Source organism: Alphaproteobacteria bacterium (assembly GCA_017308135.1).
Classification (GTDB): Bacteria; Pseudomonadota; Alphaproteobacteria; order CACIAM-22H2; family CACIAM-22H2; genus Tagaea.
In genome coordinates this window covers 154,708-171,301 of record JAFKFM010000013.1, presented here as the reverse complement: position 1 = coordinate 171,301, position 16,594 = coordinate 154,708, and the positions used below count along the sequence as shown (strand labels likewise).

15 protein-coding genes are annotated in these 16,594 nt (G+C 62.1%); 4 read left to right on the top strand and 11 right to left on the bottom strand.

What is annotated here, in order from left to right:
- Positions 1–99: 99 nt before the first annotated feature.
- From J0H39_23365 to J0H39_23355, 3 genes are all read right to left on the bottom strand, one after another.
- Positions 100–1,026 (bottom strand): DUF3991 domain-containing protein, encoded by a 927-nt coding sequence (locus J0H39_23365; protein MBN9499702.1) that lies wholly within the window; start codon positions 1,024–1,026, stop codon positions 100–102.
- Positions 1,027–1,230: 204 nt separating this feature from the next.
- On the bottom strand, positions 1,231–1,407 hold the full coding sequence (locus tag J0H39_23360; GenBank protein MBN9499701.1) for a hypothetical protein: 177 nt from the start codon (positions 1,405–1,407) through the stop codon (positions 1,231–1,233).
- A gap of 442 nt (positions 1,408–1,849) precedes the next feature.
- Positions 1,850–3,346 carry a replicative DNA helicase gene (locus J0H39_23355; protein ID MBN9499700.1) on the bottom strand — a complete coding sequence of 499 codons (1,497 nt, stop codon included), beginning with the start codon at positions 3,344–3,346 and terminating at the stop codon, positions 1,850–1,852.
- 1,074 nt (positions 3,347–4,420) lie between these two features.
- On the opposite strand from J0H39_23355, the gene J0H39_23350 reads away from it, so the two are divergent.
- On the top strand, positions 4,421–5,092 hold the full coding sequence (locus J0H39_23350; protein MBN9499699.1) for a hypothetical protein: 672 nt from the start codon (positions 4,421–4,423) through the stop codon (positions 5,090–5,092).
- A 394-nt stretch (positions 5,093–5,486) separates the two neighbouring features.
- Here the strand turns inward: J0H39_23350 and J0H39_23345 are convergent, their stop codons facing one another.
- Genes J0H39_23345 through J0H39_23330 form a run of 4 tightly spaced genes read right to left on the bottom strand, consistent with a single transcriptional unit; the run spans position 5,487 to position 8,997 of the window.
- The gene (locus J0H39_23345; GenBank protein ID MBN9499698.1) at positions 5,487–5,801 is read right to left on the bottom strand and encodes a hypothetical protein; all 315 of its coding nucleotides are present in this window, start codon (positions 5,799–5,801) and stop codon (positions 5,487–5,489) included.
- Positions 5,802–5,813: 12 nt separating this feature from the next.
- A complete protein-coding gene (arsJ, locus tag J0H39_23340; protein MBN9499697.1) occupies positions 5,814–7,076 on the bottom strand; it encodes an organoarsenical effux MFS transporter ArsJ in 1,263 nt (420 codons plus the stop codon).
- Entirely contained in the window at positions 7,073–8,116 is a 1,044-nt protein-coding gene (locus J0H39_23335) for an ArsJ-associated glyceraldehyde-3-phosphate dehydrogenase (protein ID MBN9499696.1), read from the bottom strand. Before J0H39_23335 ends, arsJ begins: the two co-directional genes overlap by 4 nt.
- Before the next feature lie 11 nt (positions 8,117–8,127).
- Positions 8,128–8,997: a helix-turn-helix domain-containing protein gene (locus J0H39_23330; GenBank protein MBN9499695.1), complete on the bottom strand. Its 870-nt coding sequence runs from the start codon at positions 8,995–8,997 to the stop codon at positions 8,128–8,130.
- 36 nt (positions 8,998–9,033) lie between these two features.
- Between J0H39_23330 and pstS the strand changes: the two genes are divergently transcribed.
- From pstS to arsB, 3 genes are read left to right on the top strand one after another with little or no spacing between them, the layout of a single operon-like run.
- Complete coding sequence (pstS, locus tag J0H39_23325) at positions 9,034–10,101, top strand: phosphate ABC transporter substrate-binding protein PstS (GenBank protein ID MBN9499694.1); 1,068 nt, start codon at positions 9,034–9,036, stop codon at positions 10,099–10,101.
- Positions 10,102–10,107: 6 nt separating this feature from the next.
- Entirely contained in the window at positions 10,108–10,539 is a 432-nt protein-coding gene (gene arsC, locus J0H39_23320) for an arsenate reductase (glutaredoxin) (GenBank protein MBN9499693.1), read from the top strand.
- 13 nt (positions 10,540–10,552) lie between these two features.
- Positions 10,553–11,605 carry an ACR3 family arsenite efflux transporter gene (arsB, locus tag J0H39_23315; protein MBN9499692.1) on the top strand — a complete coding sequence of 351 codons (1,053 nt, stop codon included), beginning with the start codon at positions 10,553–10,555 and terminating at the stop codon, positions 11,603–11,605.
- A gap of 14 nt (positions 11,606–11,619) precedes the next feature.
- Here arsB and J0H39_23310 read toward each other — a convergent pair whose 3' ends face one another.
- From J0H39_23310 to J0H39_23295, 4 genes are read right to left on the bottom strand one after another with little or no spacing between them, the layout of a single operon-like run.
- The gene (locus tag J0H39_23310; protein MBN9499691.1) at positions 11,620–12,015 is read right to left on the bottom strand and encodes a cytochrome c family protein; all 396 of its coding nucleotides are present in this window, start codon (positions 12,013–12,015) and stop codon (positions 11,620–11,622) included.
- Positions 12,016–12,024: 9 nt separating this feature from the next.
- Entirely contained in the window at positions 12,025–13,314 is a 1,290-nt protein-coding gene (locus tag J0H39_23305; GenBank protein MBN9499690.1) for a molybdopterin molybdotransferase MoeA, read from the bottom strand.
- 56 nt (positions 13,315–13,370) lie between these two features.
- On the bottom strand, positions 13,371–15,881 hold the full coding sequence (locus tag J0H39_23300) for an arsenate reductase (azurin) large subunit (GenBank protein MBN9499689.1): 2,511 nt from the start codon (positions 15,879–15,881) through the stop codon (positions 13,371–13,373).
- Positions 15,882–15,893: 12 nt separating this feature from the next.
- Entirely contained in the window at positions 15,894–16,421 is a 528-nt protein-coding gene (locus J0H39_23295; protein MBN9499688.1) for an arsenate reductase (azurin) small subunit, read from the bottom strand.
- Between the last annotated feature and the right edge of the window lie 173 nt (positions 16,422–16,594).

Genomic DNA, 16,594 nt, shown 5'->3' with positions numbered 1-16,594 from the left:
CTGCGGGCGGCCGGCTCTCCGGCGCGGCGGGTCAAGGGCCGCTGGTCAAGCGGGCGAAGCCTCCCTTGACGCGCCGACCGGCAGGCGGCATCGGCAACCTTACCCACTTGCCACGACAGGCTCTTTCTCCAGCCGCATGGCCAGAACCTTCAGATCGTCATTCCAGTCGCCGGCGCGGGGACGCGATCGTGCGTAGAGCGCGGTCGCTTCCGACGCGATGGCGCGAATCCGGTCGGCGTAAACGTCGCCCTGCCGATTGTTGTCGGTCGCGGCAACAAGCCGGGCGTTCACCCGGCCGGCCAAGCCGCGGATGGCCTCATCGGTCGCCGGAGACCAGCCGCCTCCGGTGCTGACATAAAGTGTGTCATCGCGCAGGACTTCGATCGCAGCGAGGCTCATGGCATCGATCGCGGCTTCGGTGATGCAGATTCGCTGGGAGCCGATCGGCCCAAAGCGAAACAGCTCCTTGGTCCCGTCTGTGGCGAACCCGCGCCAGCGCGGGCCGCGCTCTTCCCAGCCGATGACGCGGCCGGCGGGGTCATCGTGTGCCGCCCACATGCTGCCCTGCGGACCCTCGCGCAGTCGACCTTGAGCAATCGCTGCCGCAATGATGCTGTCGGGGATACAGCGCTGATCGGCGAGATAGCGCCAGGTCGCCGAACCGGGCCTCGGGACTGTCCGGTACGCCCAACGGTCGGCGACGGACGTGAGCGCCAGGGGTCTGGACGCGCGTGTCCAGACCGGCGAGCTCGGAACGAAGCCGACAAGAGCGGCGACGCGATCGCAGGCTTCAGGGAATCCGCTGGCGCCAAGATGTTCGGCGAGATCGAAGACATCCCCTTTGGCGGACGACAACGGATCGAACCAGCCGCGCCCGTCGTGAATGACGATGATGATGTTGGCACCGCGCCGATATTTGAGCGCGCGGCGCGTGCTCTCCTTCAGGTCGATTTTCCAACCACCCTTTTCGAGTACCGCCGCGCAGGCCACTTTGGCGCGCAGCTCTTCAATGTCCTTCTTTTCCATATCTCCGCACCGAGCGCGCTCTGCGCTACTCGGCCCTTTCTTCGGTTGGCTCTTCTTGTTCCACATGTTCCGGAACGGGACCGACCGGCCGCGAAGCCTGCCGGATGCAAGGGCGCGCTGACAAGCCGTCCAAGATGTCGGACTCCGGCCGCGGCGAAGCTTCCCTTGCGACCGGCACGGCGCCAGCGGCATCGGTCACCCGGCTCAATGAGCTGGGGACCACGGATCGTATTCATGCATGATGGCATCCTCTTCGCCGTCGTATTCACTGGAAACCATGACACCGAATTCGTCGTCGACCTGAAAGAGAACCACCGGCACCATCAGCGTGCGGGCGAGATCGAGGGCGTGATCCTGAGCGAGGGTGAGATTCTGCGACATCGTGAGGCTCCCGTCTTGGGGCGGGGACCATCCCCGCTCGACAGGCGCCGACGTGTTCGGGCGCGGCCGCGGTCACCTCGCAGGCGAAGCCGAAGAGGTCGCACGCTTGCGTAGCGAACCCCTTGCGGGTTGATCGTGGAAGGCCGCGGCCGAACCAAGGAAAGCCCATTCGAGAGTGGGGTGGTCCTTCCCCGGACGCATGGCGCGCCGAACGTCACAGTCTCAAAGAGCGAATGCTTGCCGCGGTCGACGCCACGCGAAGTCACGTGTGCTTGATGGTCTTCTCATCGAGTCGCCGGAGGCTGGTGCTCGATACGTGCGAGAGATCTGACGTCAGCCTGATCGACGCCGGGTCGCGTTCGAAGCTCTGACGTTGGAGATCATTCCGGTCGACCGCCCGGAGACCTGCGCGATATATGAAACGAGGAGTTAGAGCCGGCAGCTATTCCGTTCGCTCAGGCAACTGGCTCTGGTTCGCCAGATCGAAGAAGCGGGTGAATTCACCCTGAAACGTCATGGCGACCGTCCCTGTCGGACCGTGCCGCTGCTTCGCGATGATGACTTCCGCCTTGCCGCGCGCGTCCCTCATCTCGGATTCCCAGGTGAGATGATCGTCGGTGCCGGGCCTGGGCTCTTTGTTCTTGAGATAATATTCTTCGCGGTAGACGAACAGGACGACGTCGGCATCTTGTTCGATCGAACCTGACTCGCGCAGATCGGAGAGTTGCGGCCGCTTTTCGTCGCGGTTTTCGACCCCGCGCGAGAGCTGGGACAGCGCAACGACCGGGACGTTGAGCTCCTTGGCCAGCGCTTTCAACCCGGTGGTGATCTCGGTGATTTCCTGAACGCGGTTCTGCGTCGCGCGCTGGGATCTGCCCTGCATGAGCTGAATATAGTCGACGACAATGAGATGCAGGCCTCGCTGTCGTTTCAGGCGGCGGGCGCGGGCCGCAAGCTGGGCGATCGAGAGCGCGCCGGTCTGGTCGATGAAGAGAGGCAGACGCCGCATTCTCTGGCGGTGGTCGAGGAGCCTACTGAAATCCGTTTCGGCGATCTCGCCGCGCCTAATATTGGAGGAGGGGACCTCCGCCTGTTCGGAGAGCACGCGCGTGGCAAGCTGCTCCGACGACATCTCGAGCGAGAAGAAAGCGACGATACCTCCGGCGGCGGGCCTCAACGAGCTGTCGACCTGTTGTATCGGATCGTAGGCGCTTGCGACGTTGAACGCGATATTGGTCGCGAGCGAGGTCTTGCCCATGCCGGGCCGGCCGGCGATGATGATCAGGTCGGTCGGCTGGAGACCACCCATTTTGGCGTCAAGGTCCTTGAGCCCGGTCGCGAGGCCGGAGAGTCTGCCGTCCGACTGATACGCCTGCGCGGCCCGATCGATGGCGCTGTCGAGTGCGGTCTCGAACGTCTCGAAGCCGCCGCCATAGCGTCCGGTTTCGGCTATGTCGTAGAGGAGCTGCTCGGCATGCTGGATCTGATCTTGGGGTGCGCAATCCACCGCCGCGTCAAAGGCGCTGCCGAGCATGTCCTCCGCGATCTTGATCAGCTCGCGTCGCACCGCGAGATCGTAGACGGTGCGGCCATAATCGGGTGCGTTGATGACGGTCGTCGCTTCCGCGGCCAGGCGCGCGAGATATTGCGCGACAGATAGTCCGACGATGTCGAGTGTCGCGGGAAGGAAGGTCTTCAGCGTGATCGGGCTGGCAATTCGGTTCGAGCGGATCAGCTCGCTCATGAGCTCGAATATGCGGCCATGCAGAGGCTCGAAGAAATGGTTCGGCTTCAGGAAGTCGGCAACGCGATAGAAGGCATCGTTGTTGATGAAAATGGCGCCAAGCAGCGCTTGCTCGGCCTCGATGTTCTGAGGAAGCTCCCGATAGGGCGGAGCGTCCAACGCCGTCAGTTTGAGTACCGCTTCTGCCACGTTTATCCGTCCGCCGACACCAATGTTGACGTGCAGGATCTACGAGCAACATTTGATCATGCGGGGGAGGACGACGAATCGTCCTTCGATGACGGAGTTTAACGTCAGACCCGATATATCCAATGGCTAAGCTGACCGCGACGGTCTCGGGGACCAAGAGGCCGTCGCTTCATGATCTGCCGAATGGTCTCGGGTTTATAGCCGGTGTTAGCCGCTGCACTGCGCTCTTGCGTCAGGGATGGCCGCCCGCGAGGGGGAAGCCCCGGATGCGGGGCTTCAGCGCAGCCGCCAGCCCGGCCCGGCAGGGCGACGCCCAACCGCTTTCTCGAATCACGGTCGCTTGCCCCGCCGGGGTGCCAGAAATTTCCAGCAATCAGTCATTTACCGAAGGGACCTAGAACGCAGGCTGCCAAACGGTTATGAATCGGGCGGGGCGGTACGCGCTGCCCTGGGGCGTGGAAACCTCTACGAACGGTTTGGTGCCGGCCGTTACGGCGCCGCACTCCTTGACCTTATGGTCGGGGAGCCTGTGGCGTATGCAACAGGTTCACCCGAACTAAAGGCCACAGGGCCGTTTCGTACGGTTTCCAACTCCCCGATCACCAAGAGTCAGCGAGGGATCGTTTGCGGGGGCGTACCGCAGACAAATCCTTATCCGGGGAACATGCGGTGCCCAAGCTGAGATCAGCTCAAGAGGGATCACTGGAGGCGCGAACCGTCGCCGCGCACCGGGCATATGTGACCGCTTTGGTGGCGTGGGAGCGAATCGCCCACCGGGCGACCTGCCCTGTCTGCCGGACGGAAGATGTGTCCCCCGAACAACAGCAGCGTCAGTGCGACGCCGCAGAGGCGGAGAAAGAGCGCTGCCGAGCTGCCTTTCGCGATCTTTGCGACGAGCTTGGATTTGTGCCGACCGGTCAAGGGGTTGCCTTGCCGCCTGAAGATCACCCCTGTTGTCGCGGCCGCTCACCCAACTGACGCCCGCCGAGGTGAGGGAAGGCGGCCCGCCCCCAGCCACCCTGACGAAGTTGACGAAACTGACGAAAGCCACCATATTGGGCGAAGCATTGGAGGTGGCTCATGCCGGTCACTCACAAAAAACGCGGCAACGCCCGCAAACGACCTGCGCGGCGCGAAACCCTCACGCTCGGCTTCGCAACCTCGCTCGGGTCGATCGGAAAGGACGTCGCCAGCCGCAAGGCGGCGCGAGGTCTCTTGTCCGGTTTTGCGAACGCCATGAAACGGGCGGAACAGACCGGCAAGTCTGTGCGGATGACCGTCTTGGTCGATCCCAAGGCTGCCGCCCCGCAAATCGCCGTCGAGGAGGTCTCGACGCCGAGGGGCGATATGCTTGACACGGCCTTGGCAGCTGCACGTCAGCGCGGCTCTGCGCGGGTCGCTGAAATCTTGAACAGCACCGACATGCTGTCGGCCGATGCGTTTGCCGAGGAGATTGGCGCTACCCGTGAAACGGTGCACAAGAAGCGCCGGCGGCACGAGGTGCTCGGTCTTGAAGGCCCGAAACGCGGCGTCCGCTTCCCGAAATGGCAAGTCAGCGAGTCGGGCGGCCTGATCCCGAGCCTGCCGCAGCTCTTTGAGGTCTTGGGAGACCGTCCGTGGACGATCTACCGCTTTTTGCTCGAAGGGCATGGCGAACTTGACGGCCGCAGCGGGCTCGAGGCACTTCGCGCCGGCCGCATCGCCGACGTGATGGCAACCGCGGAGACCATCGGCAGAGGCGCCTTCTCCTGACTGCGTCGTCGCCAGGACCGTTGCCGCCGGCCGGGTTTGCATCGCGCGCTGTCGCTTGTCGACGTCGCGCGGCATGGCGGCGGGTTTACAAGAACCGCTTTCCGGACGCGCTTGGCTATGGTTTCAGCCCGAGCCGATTCAGCGATCCCGAGACGACGTTGGTTGCTCCGGAGCGTTTCGGCGGCGTGTATTTCGGTCAGCGCCAACCTGGAGCTGGCGTTCGACGAAGGTTGCGAGTGACGAGACGCGCCGGTCCAAGACGCAAAAAGGAACACGTTCGGTAAGAGGCGACGGCTCAAGAAGCCCCACCTGCAGCCCTCCGATGTTGCCGCCAGCATTGCGCTGCTAGTTTGTGTCTGCCGACGGCATTCGTCTTCAAATCCAGATTGCCCGGCTAACGGCTGCCTGACGGCCGCAGGCCTAAGAGGAATCCGATGGCCATCGTGGCGATCGCTCCAAGGGCAGCACCTGCAACTGCTTGCAGTACGAAAATGTCAGCAGGTCTCGGTTGATTTAGGCTTCCGCTTCCGGTCACCATCGTCGCCGCATATGTCTGGAGGAAGTATCCTCCGAGAGCGCCAGCGATCAATCCGACGACCGTATGCCACCAGAAGCCGAAAGCATGCTCCCGCACGACCACAGCAGCCACCTGCGCGCCAATCAGGCCCCCAATGATCTGGATGCAAAAACTGGTCGTGGTCCATTCCATGGCCGGCTCCACTCAGCGAGGTTGCAACTGCCGCGGATCAATCTCTGCCTCGAGGCCGCTCTCAGACGCTGGTTTCAGCGGCAGCGCGTAGGTCATTCCCCAGCAGATCAGCAGCATCGCCGCAGAGCCCATCAGGCAGCCCTGGATTCCGGCAAGCTGATAGAGGGCGCCGGACAGGGTGATGCCGAGCAGCCGTCCCGCGGCGTTCGCTGCATAGTAGAAGCCGACATCCTCGGCTGCCTTTTCCGATCCCGCATAGGCCAGGATCAGGTAGGAATGCAGCGACGAATTGACTGCGAAGGGCAACCCGAACAGCGCCAGACCGGATACGAGAAGGAGATCCGGACGCGGCACGTCGAAAAGATACATCGCGATGGCGAGCGCGATCGGAACCGCCGCAAGAGCCGCCGCCCAAATCCGCGCGGCAGGCACCTCCTGGCTGAGACCGTCGGCGCTTCGGCGCACCAGCGAAGGCGCGACGGCCTGGATTCCGCCATAGGCGATGGTCCACGCCGCGAGAAAGCCGCCGACTTCGAGGAATCGCCAACCGTTCGCGTAGAGAAAGACCGGCAGTCCCACAACGAACCAGACATCGCGGGCGCCGAACATGAATATCCTGGCGGCGGCGAGGAGGTTCACGGCCCGTGTCTTGCCGAACAGCTCGCGGATCGTCTTCGACGACTTCGCCTTGCCGAGCTGGCGGGGCAGCAGCGCGAGTCCGGCCACGAAGATGAGCGCGAGCAGGGCGGCCATCGCCCATAGGGCCGAGCGAAAGCCGATGATTTCGAGCAGTAGTCCGCCCAGAAAGAAGCCGACCCCTTTCATCGCATTCTTCGATCCGGTGAACCATGCAACCCATTTGAAGAGCTGCCCGCTTCCTTCGGCGCTTGTTGCCTTGATCGCGGATTTCGACGCCGTCTTGGTGAGATCCTTCGCAACGCCGGCGATTCCCTGCGCGCCGACCACCCACGCCACCGACACGATCTGGCTCCACTGTGCGTCGAGACAGGACAACATCAACAGACCTGCGATCTGGAGCAGTTGTCCGGCCGCCAGCATCCTCGGAATGCCGTACTTGGACGCGAAGTAGCCGCCCGCCAGGTTGGCGGCGATTCCGGCGGCCTCGTAGAGCAGAAACAGGAACGCCAACGCGAACGGCGTGTAGCCCAGGCGAAAAAAGTGCAGCAGCACTAGCATCCGAAGCGCGCCATCGACGAGCGTGAAGCCCCAATAGGACGCCGTCACAATCAGATAGTTCTTGGCGGTCGAAGTCATAATCCGGCCCTCGCCACGATGTTGGCCAGGTCGACCATGCGGCATGCATATCCGACCTCGTTATCGTACCACGCGTAGACCTTCAGGAGCGTGCCATCCGTCACCATCGTACTCTGCGCGTCGACAATGGCGCTGCGGGTGTCGTTGGTATAGTCGGCCGACACCAGCGGACGGTGTTCGATGCCGAGGATGCCGGCGAGTACGGTCTTCTCGGCGGCCTCGAACAGCTTGTTTACCTCCGCGACCGTCGTCTCGCGCGCGACCTCGAAGACGCAATCGGTGAGGCTCGCGTTGAGCACGGGGACGCGAACGGCGTGGCCGTTCAACTTGCCCTTGAGATCCGGATAGATGAGGGAGATCGCGGTCGCGCTGCCAGTCGTCGTCGGCTGCATCGACAGCATGGCCGACCGCGCACGGCGGAGGTCCTTGTGCGGCGCGTCGACGACGACGTTCGTGTTGGTCGGATCATGGATCGTTGTGATCTGCCCGTGACGGATTCCGATCGCTTCGTGAATCACCTTGACGACGGGGGCGAGACAGTTCGTCGTGCAGGAGGCGGCTGTCAGGAGACGGTGGCGCTGCGGATCGTAGCGCTTGTCGTTAACGCCGACCACGACGTTCAGCGCGGCATCGTCCTTCACGGGAGCCGCCACGATGACCCGCTTGACGCCCCGTTCAAAATACGCCTGAAGCTGGTCGGGCGTCAGAAATTTTCCGGTGCACTCCAGAACGACATCGCATCCGAGACCGCCCCAGTCGACGTCGCCTGGATTGGCAGCGTCGGAGAATCCCATTCGTCGCTCGGCGATGCCGATCGATTTGCCATCGTGGACGCCGATCTCCTCACGCCACCTGCCGTGGACGCTGTCGAATTCGAGAAGGTGCGCGGTCGCCTCGATGCCGCCTTTGACTTCGTTGAGGTGGACGACGTCGAGGCGGTTTGCGCGGTAAGGGTCGCCTTCCGGTCGATAGAGTCCGCCGAGGCCCGCCCGCAGCGCGAGGCGACCGATACGGCCCATTCCGTTGATTCCGATTTTCATGGCGATGCCTTCTAGGGTGTGACGCGCGTGGTATCGCCGATTTCGTCGAGCCGCGTTTTCAGCGCCATCCGGTCGAGCGCGGCGAAGGGAAGGCTGACGAAGATTTCGACACGCCGACGGATCATCGCGTAGAGTTCATTCAGCAATGTGGTCTTCTCGGTGGCGGAACCATTGAATTGCGCCGGGTCCGGCAGTGGCCACGCGCCGGTCACGAACCTGCTGTCGATATCGGGGCAGAATTGACCTTCGGGCGTGTCGCAGAGCGCGATCACGAAATCCATCCTTGGAGCATCCGGGCCAGAGAAGTCGTTCAGCGATTTGCAATGCAAGCCATCGACGTCGTGACCGAGCTGACGAAGCCTCTCCAGCACTTCGGGCAAAGGAGCCTTCGCGGGATCGGATCCCGCTGAGTAGGCCCGGAACTTTCCCTTGCCAATCTTTTCCAGGATCGCCTCGGCCATGATCGAGCGCGCGGAGTTGTGGGTACAAAGAAAAAGAACATTGAAGGCCGGCGCGATCACGTCCGCCGCCGGCATGTCAGATCCGTCGTCCGCGCTCTCGATGGCTTGACCGCACATTTCCGGACGACCGTTGCAGCAGTCCCGGGCAAGATAATCCACAAGTCCGCGAAAGCCCGACACATCCGCTCGGTAGTTCATCGCGCGGCCATCCTTCGCCACCTCAATGAGACCTGCACGCGTCAGCGTGGCCAGATGGGTCGACATCGTGTTGTGAGGGACGTCGCAGCGCCGAGCCACTTCGCCGGCGGCGAGGCTTTCCGGATAGACGGACAACAGCAGCCGCAGCGCCTGCAGCCGGGTCGGCTGCGCTATGGACGCGAAACGTTCGACCGCTACGTCGCTGGCATTCGGCTGCTGCATAACCCGGTCCCCCAAAGCGCTTGTCAAAGCGGTGTCATGAAGTCTATATATGTCGAGACATATCGACATATAACGGAGGAGCGACTCATGATCAAGCTGTTTCGGGCCCTTACTCTCGGCGCCATCCTCTTAACCCCCATCGGAACTGCCCTGGCCGGCGAAAGCAGCGGTTCGGGCTCGACATTCGTCTATCCGATCCTTTCGAAATGGGCCGCCGAATATCAGGCGAAGACCGGAAACAAGATCAATTACGTCTCCAACGGCTCGGGTGCCGGCCTGCAACAGGTCAAGGCGGGCACCGTCGACTTCGGCGCCTCCGATATGCCGCTGCAACCCGACGAATTGGCGAAAGCGGGTCTGGGGCAATTCCCGTTGGTGATCGGCGGCGTGGTTCCGGTCGTCAACATCGATGGTGTCGGTCCGGGAGCAATCCGGTTCACCGGAAGCGTATTGGCGGATATTTTCCTGGGCAAAATCAAGAACTGGGACGATCCCGCTCTGAAGTCGCTGAATCCCGGCGTCGCGCTGCCCGCCGCGCCGATCACCGTTGTTCACCGGACTGACGGATCCGGCACGACATTCAATTGGGCCAATTACCTTTCCAAAGTCAGTCCCGAGTGGAAGGCGAAGGTGGGCGAGGGCGTGACAGTCGAATGGCCGCTTGGCATCGGCGGCAAGGGCAACGAAGGCGTGGCTGCCTATGTCGGCATCGCGAAGAACTCCATCAGCTACGTTGAATACGCGTATGCCATCCGCAACAACCTCGCCTACGGTCTGGTGCAGAATAGCGCCGGCCGCTTCGTCCGCCCCGATGCGCAGACCTTTCAGGCCGCAGCCGCCAGCGCGGACTGGGAAAATACGAAGGACTTCTACAGGATCATGACGGACGCCCCCGGAGAAAACGCCTACCCGATCACGGCGACATCCTTCATCCTGATGCCAAAGCATCCGAAGGACCGCGACCGATCGAAGATCGCCGCCGATTTCTTCAAATGGTCGCTCGAGAACGGCCAGGTCGAGGCGGGCGCGCTGAATTATGTTCCGCTCCCAGCACCGCTCGTGGACAGGATCGGAAAGTACCTGAAGAGCGATTTCGGAGCGTAGGGAATGATGGACGACGTCATCATCTATCACAATCCCGAGTGCGGGACGTCGCGTAACGTGCTCGCCATGATAAGAAACGCTGGAATCGAGCCGCATGTGATCGAGTACCTGAAGACGCCTCCGTCGCGAGACATGGTGACATCTCTTGTCGTGAGGATGGGTGTGCCGCTGCGTGCCGTAATCCGGCAGAAGGGCACGCCCTATGCGGAACTGGCACTGGACGACCCCAGGCTTTCGGACGATGAATTATTGGATGCGATCATGGCCCATCCGATTCTGCTTAACCGTCCGATCGTGATCACGTCAAAAGGCGTCAAGCTGTGCCGTCCTTCGGAGGCGGTGCTGGATATTCTCCCGCAGCCGCAGCGTGGAGAATTCCGCAAGGAGGACGGCGAACTCGTCGTCGATCGTCGCGGACAGCACGTCGCCCATACTTGAACGGAGGTTTTCTGTGTCGACATTCGAACGCTATCTCACGCTGTGGGTGGCACTGTGCATCGTGGTGGGTGTTGCCCTCGGACACTTGTTGCCGGGGGTGTTCAGCGTGATCGGGTCCGCGGAGATTGCCAAGGTCAATCTTCCGGTCGCCGCCCTGATCTGGCTCATGATTGTGCCGATGCTGATCCGCATCGACTTCGCCGCACTCGGCAAGGTGAAGGAGCATTGGCGCGGAATCGGGGTGACGCTGTTCGTCAACTGGGCGGTCAAACCATTCACGATGGCAGCATTGGCCGGATTGTTCATCGGGCATCTCTTCCGGAACTACCTGCCGGCGGCTCAGATCGACAGTTACATCGCCGGCCTCATCATCCTTGCGGCGGCGCCTTGCACGGCCATGGTGTTCGTATGGTCGAACCTTACCGAGGGCGAGCCTCACTTCACGCTGTCCCAGGTCGCGCTCAATGACGCGATCATGGTGTTCGCATTCGCGCCGATCGTGGGCCTTCTGCTCGGAATGTCCGCGATCACCGTACCGTGGGAAACGCTCGTGCTGTCGGTCGCGCTCTACATCGCGATTCCCGTCATACTTGCGCAACTGTTGCGGCGGCGCACGCTGAGCACAGGCGGCGAAGCGGCGCTAAAACGTCTTCTCGGTCGGCTCCAGCCGGTATCGCTGGTTTCGCTGCTTGCCACGCTGGTTCTCCTGTTCGGCTTTCAGGGACGGCAGATACTCGATCAGCCACTCGTCATCGCGCTCCTCGCCGTGCCGATCCTGATCCAGGTCTACTTCAACGCGGGCCTCGCCTATCTGCTCAACCGCCTCATGGGCGAACGGCATTGCGTCGCGGGACCATCCGCGCTCATCGGCGCGTCCAACTTCTTCGAGCTCGCCGTCGCGGCGGCGATCAGCCTGTTCGGACTGGAATCTGGTGCTGCGCTCGCAACCGTCGTCGGAGTCCTGATCGAGGTCCCGGTCATGCTGACCGTCGTATGGATCGTGAACAGGACGCGGGGGTGGTACGAAGGACATCCCGCGGACAGGGTCAGCCAGAGCGCCGAGTAGCAGCAGGCGTCGCTTCACAATGGTTTTCCATCGGGACCAAAAGACTTGAGGAATGCGGTGAGGTCGGCGATTTCCTTGTCGCTCTTCAGGCCAGCGAAAGTCATCTTCGTTCCTTTGACAACCCCTTGTGGATTGCGGATATACCCGGTGAACTCATCCTCGGTCCATGTGATCCCGGAGTTCTTGTTGGCGTCGGAATAGTTGTAGCCGGCCACCGAGCCTGCTTTCCTGCCAATCAACCCGTTCAGTTCCGGCCCCACCTTCGTGGTCGCGCCCGGTCCGATCGCGTGACAGGCGAGACACTTGTTGAACACGCGCTTGCCTGCATCGGCGTCTTGCGCGTGCGTGTCGGTGGAGATGACAGCGAACAGGGCGGCCGCGATGGCGACAACGATCGATCTGGAGGGCATTTCCGGCTCTCAGAGTTGGCTGTTGGAGGCGAAGGGGTGGAACATCACGATCTCTCCTTCGGCAACGTTTCCCGCGCCTGGATCGATCTGTGCGAAACCGTCGGCCTGAACGATCGGCAACAGTCGTGCCGATCCTCCTCGACCGAGTTTGCGCAATAGCGGTAGACCCATGTCCGATCGGCCGACGACAGAGACGGGTATGAACTCCGTGCGGCCGGTCTTATGAAAGAACGTTTCCGCCGTTCGTGCAGACATCGATCCCGTCTGCGCGACCGAAGCGCCAATCAGCTTTCTCACGATGGGGCGCACGAACAGGAGGAAGCTGACGAGTGCGGCGACGGGATTTCCCGGCAACGACATGACCTGCATCGCGCCGAGGGATCCGCAAGCGATCGGCTTACCTGGTCGCAATGCGAGCTTCATCGCATCACAACGCCCGCCCGCAGCGATGAGGGCGGGATAAAGGTAGTCGGCCTCGCTTCCCGAGACTCCGCCGGTCGAGACGAGCAGGTCGAAGCGGGAGGCCGCTTCCGCCAGGGTTGCCGACAATCGTTTCGGATCGTCTGCGATGATTCCGAGGTCGGTTGCCTCGACGGCTGGCCCCGACAGCAGCGACATCAACAACGGCCGGTTGCTATCGACAATCTCGTTCGGCCCTAGCTCGGATGTCGCATCCACGAGTTCGTCTCCCGTCGAGAGGACGCCTACGCGAAGACGGCGTCGGACGCCGATCGTGACGATACCGCAGGCGGCGAGCATCGCGGCATGGCGGGGGTCGACGACAGATCCGCGGACCAGGACGATTGTGCCGGAAGATACGTCCTCGCCGCGCCGGCGGATGTTGGCGCCATTTTCCGGAATGTTTTCGAAGAGCACACGAGATCCACAGCGGTGCGCTCGCTCCTCCATCACGATGGCGGACACGCCATCCGGGACGCGCGCACCCGTCAGCACCCTTACGGTCTGGCCGGACGATAACCGGCGAGGCCCGGCATGGCCCGCGCGCACACAGGCATCGAGATCGAGCGAAAGCGGAGCGCTTCGGCGCAAATCGTCCGCGTGTACGCCGAAGCCGTCGACCGCCGAATTGTCGAAGCGGGGCAACGCGGTTTCGGAGATCACGGCGGCCGACGCGACGCGGCCGGATGCGGCCGCGGCTCCGACGGTTTCGCAACCCTCGATTTGCACGACATTCGCCAGCATGATCTCGAGCGCCGCTACGGGCGAAAGCAGTGCCTGTCGCCCGTCCAGACAATCATCGGACGTCGCCGTGGAAGCGTTCTGAACTCTGAGATTCATGCGGCGGAAGGCCGAAGGGAATGGCGGAGCAGGGAGGAGGCGCCGCCCTTCCACGTTCAGACCGAGTACTCCTTCGATTTGAACGTCAGGTGGCGGACGCCTTCGGGCGCATCCGAGATCTTTCTGATGTTGCCCCATGTCTGCTTGTAGTTAGGAATGACGAGTTCGTTGACGCCTTTGGACACGACGTTGCCCTGCACGCCGGTCGGGAATCCGAACAGCATGAAAGCCTGCTTCCTTTTCGCCGTCGGCGTCGGATAGGCCATCGCCTGGGTCGAGCCATTGTCGTTGTAGACCTCCACGAGATCTCCTTCATTGAGCTTCAAGTCCGCCATGTCTTGCGGGTTGAGTTCGATGAATGGGAACGGCCATCGATCCATCACGAACTCGTTTTCCTTGTCCAGATACGCGCTCTGCCAGACCAGGTTGGCGCGGCCGTTGTTGATGAGGAACTGGAATTTGTCCTTCTCGGCCTGCTTTCCCGGAGCCTGAAGTCCGCGCCATTGGGTGGACGCGAACGTCGCTTTTCCGTCCTTCGAACTGAACTTGCCATCGGCATACAATCGCTTAGTGCCGATAATCCTCTGAGCGCCTGTAGAGATCGTGGTAGGGGCGCCGGTTTGGGTCGAGCCGGTCGTCTCGATAGCGGTCGCTGGCTCCTGGAATCCATTAGTTCCCATGGTACGAAGCCGCGCGTAGGTGACGAACTCGCCGCCCTTTTCGTGCTTCGCGTAGCCGTCCATGAAGGCGTCTTCCTCGGTCTTCCAGTCGAAGCCCTTGAACTTGTCGGCAACGTCGTTCTTACCCATCTCGCGAAAGACCCGCTCCATGTTGTTGGCGATACGGGCGGCGATGAGGCAATCCGGCATCGCCTGACCGGGCGGGTCCATATAGCGCTCGGTCAGCCTCATGCGTCGCTCGCCGTTCATCGACGTCAGGTTCATTTCGCCCGACGTCGCGGCCGGCAGGACCACGTGGCAGGCTTCGCCGATCTTGGTCGGCACGATGTCGACATCGACGGCGAACAGACCCCCGTTCTTGATGGCCGCGACGATGGCTTTCACCATCGCGTTGCGGTCGCCATAGGGCACGCTGTTCATTGCGTCCTTCACGACGTCGGTGCGCTTCTTGTAGACCCGCTTGAATTCCATCGCGTTGAGCGTGGTCTTGTAGTGGTCGCAGCCCCAGATGTGATGTACGGCACCCTTGCCGTTGATGAGCAACTGGTCGACGTAGGCCGCCGGCTTGCCGACATGCGCGTCCGACGGGCGCGAGTAACCTTCCTGATGTCCTCCCATGCGCACGCACCCGCCGCCTGGACGACCGATATTGCCGGTCGCGAGCGCCAGGTTCACGAGAGATTGGTTGGTGCGATAGTTGTCGTTGCCCCAGATCAGGCCTTTCTCATAGGCGAACATGGCTCTACGCCGTGCGCCACCCGTCTTGGGTTCGGCAATCCAGGTGACCGCCTTGACGATGTCAGCTTCCGGGAGACCTGTGACCTTCGCAGCGTCGGCGACAGAGACCCGGTTCGCCGCAACGGCCTTGTCGAAGTCTTTCGTGGACGCTGCGATGAAGGGCTTGTCGACCCATCCCTTATCGGCCGCGTAGGTCAACCATGCGTTGAACAGGATGAGATCCGTGCCCGAATTGATGGCGAGATGAAGCACGTTCTCCTTGCCGGCTTCGATTTCGCACGCGTTGGTCGTGACGGTCCGTCGCGGGTCGACGATCACGATGCGGGCGCGGTCGACGGGCTCGTTGCCGAACTCGGCCTTCTTCTTGTCGAGAGACGTTCCCCGCAGATTCGGAATCCAGTGATTGAGAAAGTAGTTGGTCTGCGTTTCGAGCGCGTTGGTGCCGACAGCGACGATCGTGTCGGCCAGCTCGGCGTCCTCATAACAATTGTTCAGTTCTCCGACGCCCATGTCGCGCGTGCCGTGAACCTCGGAGTTATAGGCAGGACGGTTGTGGATGCGGATGTTCTTGATCTTCATGGCGCCGAAGTAGAGCTTTCCGGTGCCCCAGGTATTCTCGTAACCGCCGCCGGCTCCGCCGTGGTCGAATGCCGACACCAGGAGAGCATCCTCGCCCTGTTCGGCGATAACCGCGGTGGTGACGCGTGCGACCAGATCCAGGGCGTCGTCCCAGCTCGCTGGCTGCATTTGACCGTAGCGCCAGACGAGGGGATCGGTGAGGCGCTGCAATTGCGTGTTGCGCTGACGCGAGTAGCTCATCTCGGCCATGCGCGCACCACGCGGCGAACCGAGGCCGGAATTGACGACGCAATTCTTGTCGGGCTTGATGACCAGATGGACGTCCCGCCCATCTTGCTTGACGATGTTGTACATCGAGGGCGCATACCAGGCCGCCGTCTCCGCCTCCTGTTGCTTCGAGAGATCGACGCCGAACTTGTTGCTGCCCGGCGCGTTCTCGCCTTCATAGCGCGCATCCCACGAGTAGGCTTTGTACCCGCATCCGACGATGCAGTAGTGGCAAACGACGTTGTGCTCCTTGGCATCCACGGGCACGATGGGAAGACGGCCGATCTGGCGTTTGTAAGACATGATGGATCCTCCTCAGAGCACGTTGGACAAGCGGCCGTACAGCAACTCGTCGACGCCCTCGGCGAAGATCTCACCGTTGCCGTCGATCCTGAGCACATACTGGGGAAGGTTCTGCGTGGCCTGTCCCCAGACCTGCTGACCTCCGCGCTCGCAGTCGAAACGCGAGTAGTGGCCGGGACAGTTCATCGTCTTGTCGGTCGCGTTGTAGCTGAGGGGAAAACCCTTGTGAGGACAGGTGGTCGAGAAGCCGACGATATCTCCGTCCGGTCCTGCTCCGCTCGGTACGCGCCGACCGAGCTTGAGCACGACGCCGGGAGCGTCGTCGTCCGGATATGCGACCGAGAGAGGTTCGTTGACCTTGAGATCCTTGAGGTTGCCGAGGCGATTGGACGGATACTTGACGAGCGTCGCCGTCGCGAGCGTGTCAGCTTTCGCCTCCTTCGGCAGGACGGTGAGCGCAGCAGCGGCCGCGGTCATCGCACCGGCGCCGCCGAGGAATTGCCGACGGCGAACGTCGACAAGATTGTCGCATCTCTTCATTTCCTTGATCTCCCCAGACCATAATTTTTTTGCGTCCCATCGGACGCATCACGATGTGCACGACACGGGCCAAGTGCCGGTCCGGTGAAAAGTCCCGATGAATCAACTCCGCGTCCCGATCCAAGCCGGTGCGATGTTCAGAAAGCAGAACATGGTGCAGCGCCGTCCGTTCG

Coding starts and splice junctions, on each gene's coding strand:
- J0H39_23310 (MBN9499691.1), bottom strand. CDS start 12,015: ATGCCCTCCAGATCGATCGTTGTCGCCATCGCGGCCGCCCTGTTCGCT.
- J0H39_23345 (MBN9499698.1), bottom strand. CDS start 5,801: ATGGAATGGACCACGACCAGTTTTTGCATCCAGATCATTGGGGGCCTG.
- J0H39_23295 (MBN9499688.1), bottom strand. CDS start 16,421: ATGAAGAGATGCGACAATCTTGTCGACGTTCGCCGTCGGCAATTCCTC.
- J0H39_23305 (MBN9499690.1), bottom strand. CDS start 13,314: ATGAATCTCAGAGTTCAGAACGCTTCCACGGCGACGTCCGATGATTGT.
- J0H39_23330 (MBN9499695.1), bottom strand. CDS start 8,997: ATGCAGCAGCCGAATGCCAGCGACGTAGCGGTCGAACGTTTCGCGTCC.
- J0H39_23300 (MBN9499689.1), bottom strand. CDS start 15,881: ATGTCTTACAAACGCCAGATCGGCCGTCTTCCCATCGTGCCCGTGGAT.
- J0H39_23365 (MBN9499702.1), bottom strand. CDS start 1,026: ATGGAAAAGAAGGACATTGAAGAGCTGCGCGCCAAAGTGGCCTGCGCG.
- J0H39_23360 (MBN9499701.1), bottom strand. CDS start 1,407: ATGTCGCAGAATCTCACCCTCGCTCAGGATCACGCCCTCGATCTCGCC.
- arsJ (MBN9499697.1), bottom strand. CDS start 7,076: ATGACTTCGACCGCCAAGAACTATCTGATTGTGACGGCGTCCTATTGG.
- arsC (MBN9499693.1), top strand. CDS start 10,108: ATGGACGACGTCATCATCTATCACAATCCCGAGTGCGGGACGTCGCGT.
- J0H39_23335 (MBN9499696.1), bottom strand. CDS start 8,116: ATGAAAATCGGAATCAACGGAATGGGCCGTATCGGTCGCCTCGCGCTG.
- J0H39_23350 (MBN9499699.1), top strand. CDS start 4,421: ATGCCGGTCACTCACAAAAAACGCGGCAACGCCCGCAAACGACCTGCG.
- pstS (MBN9499694.1), top strand. CDS start 9,034: ATGAAGTCTATATATGTCGAGACATATCGACATATAACGGAGGAGCGA.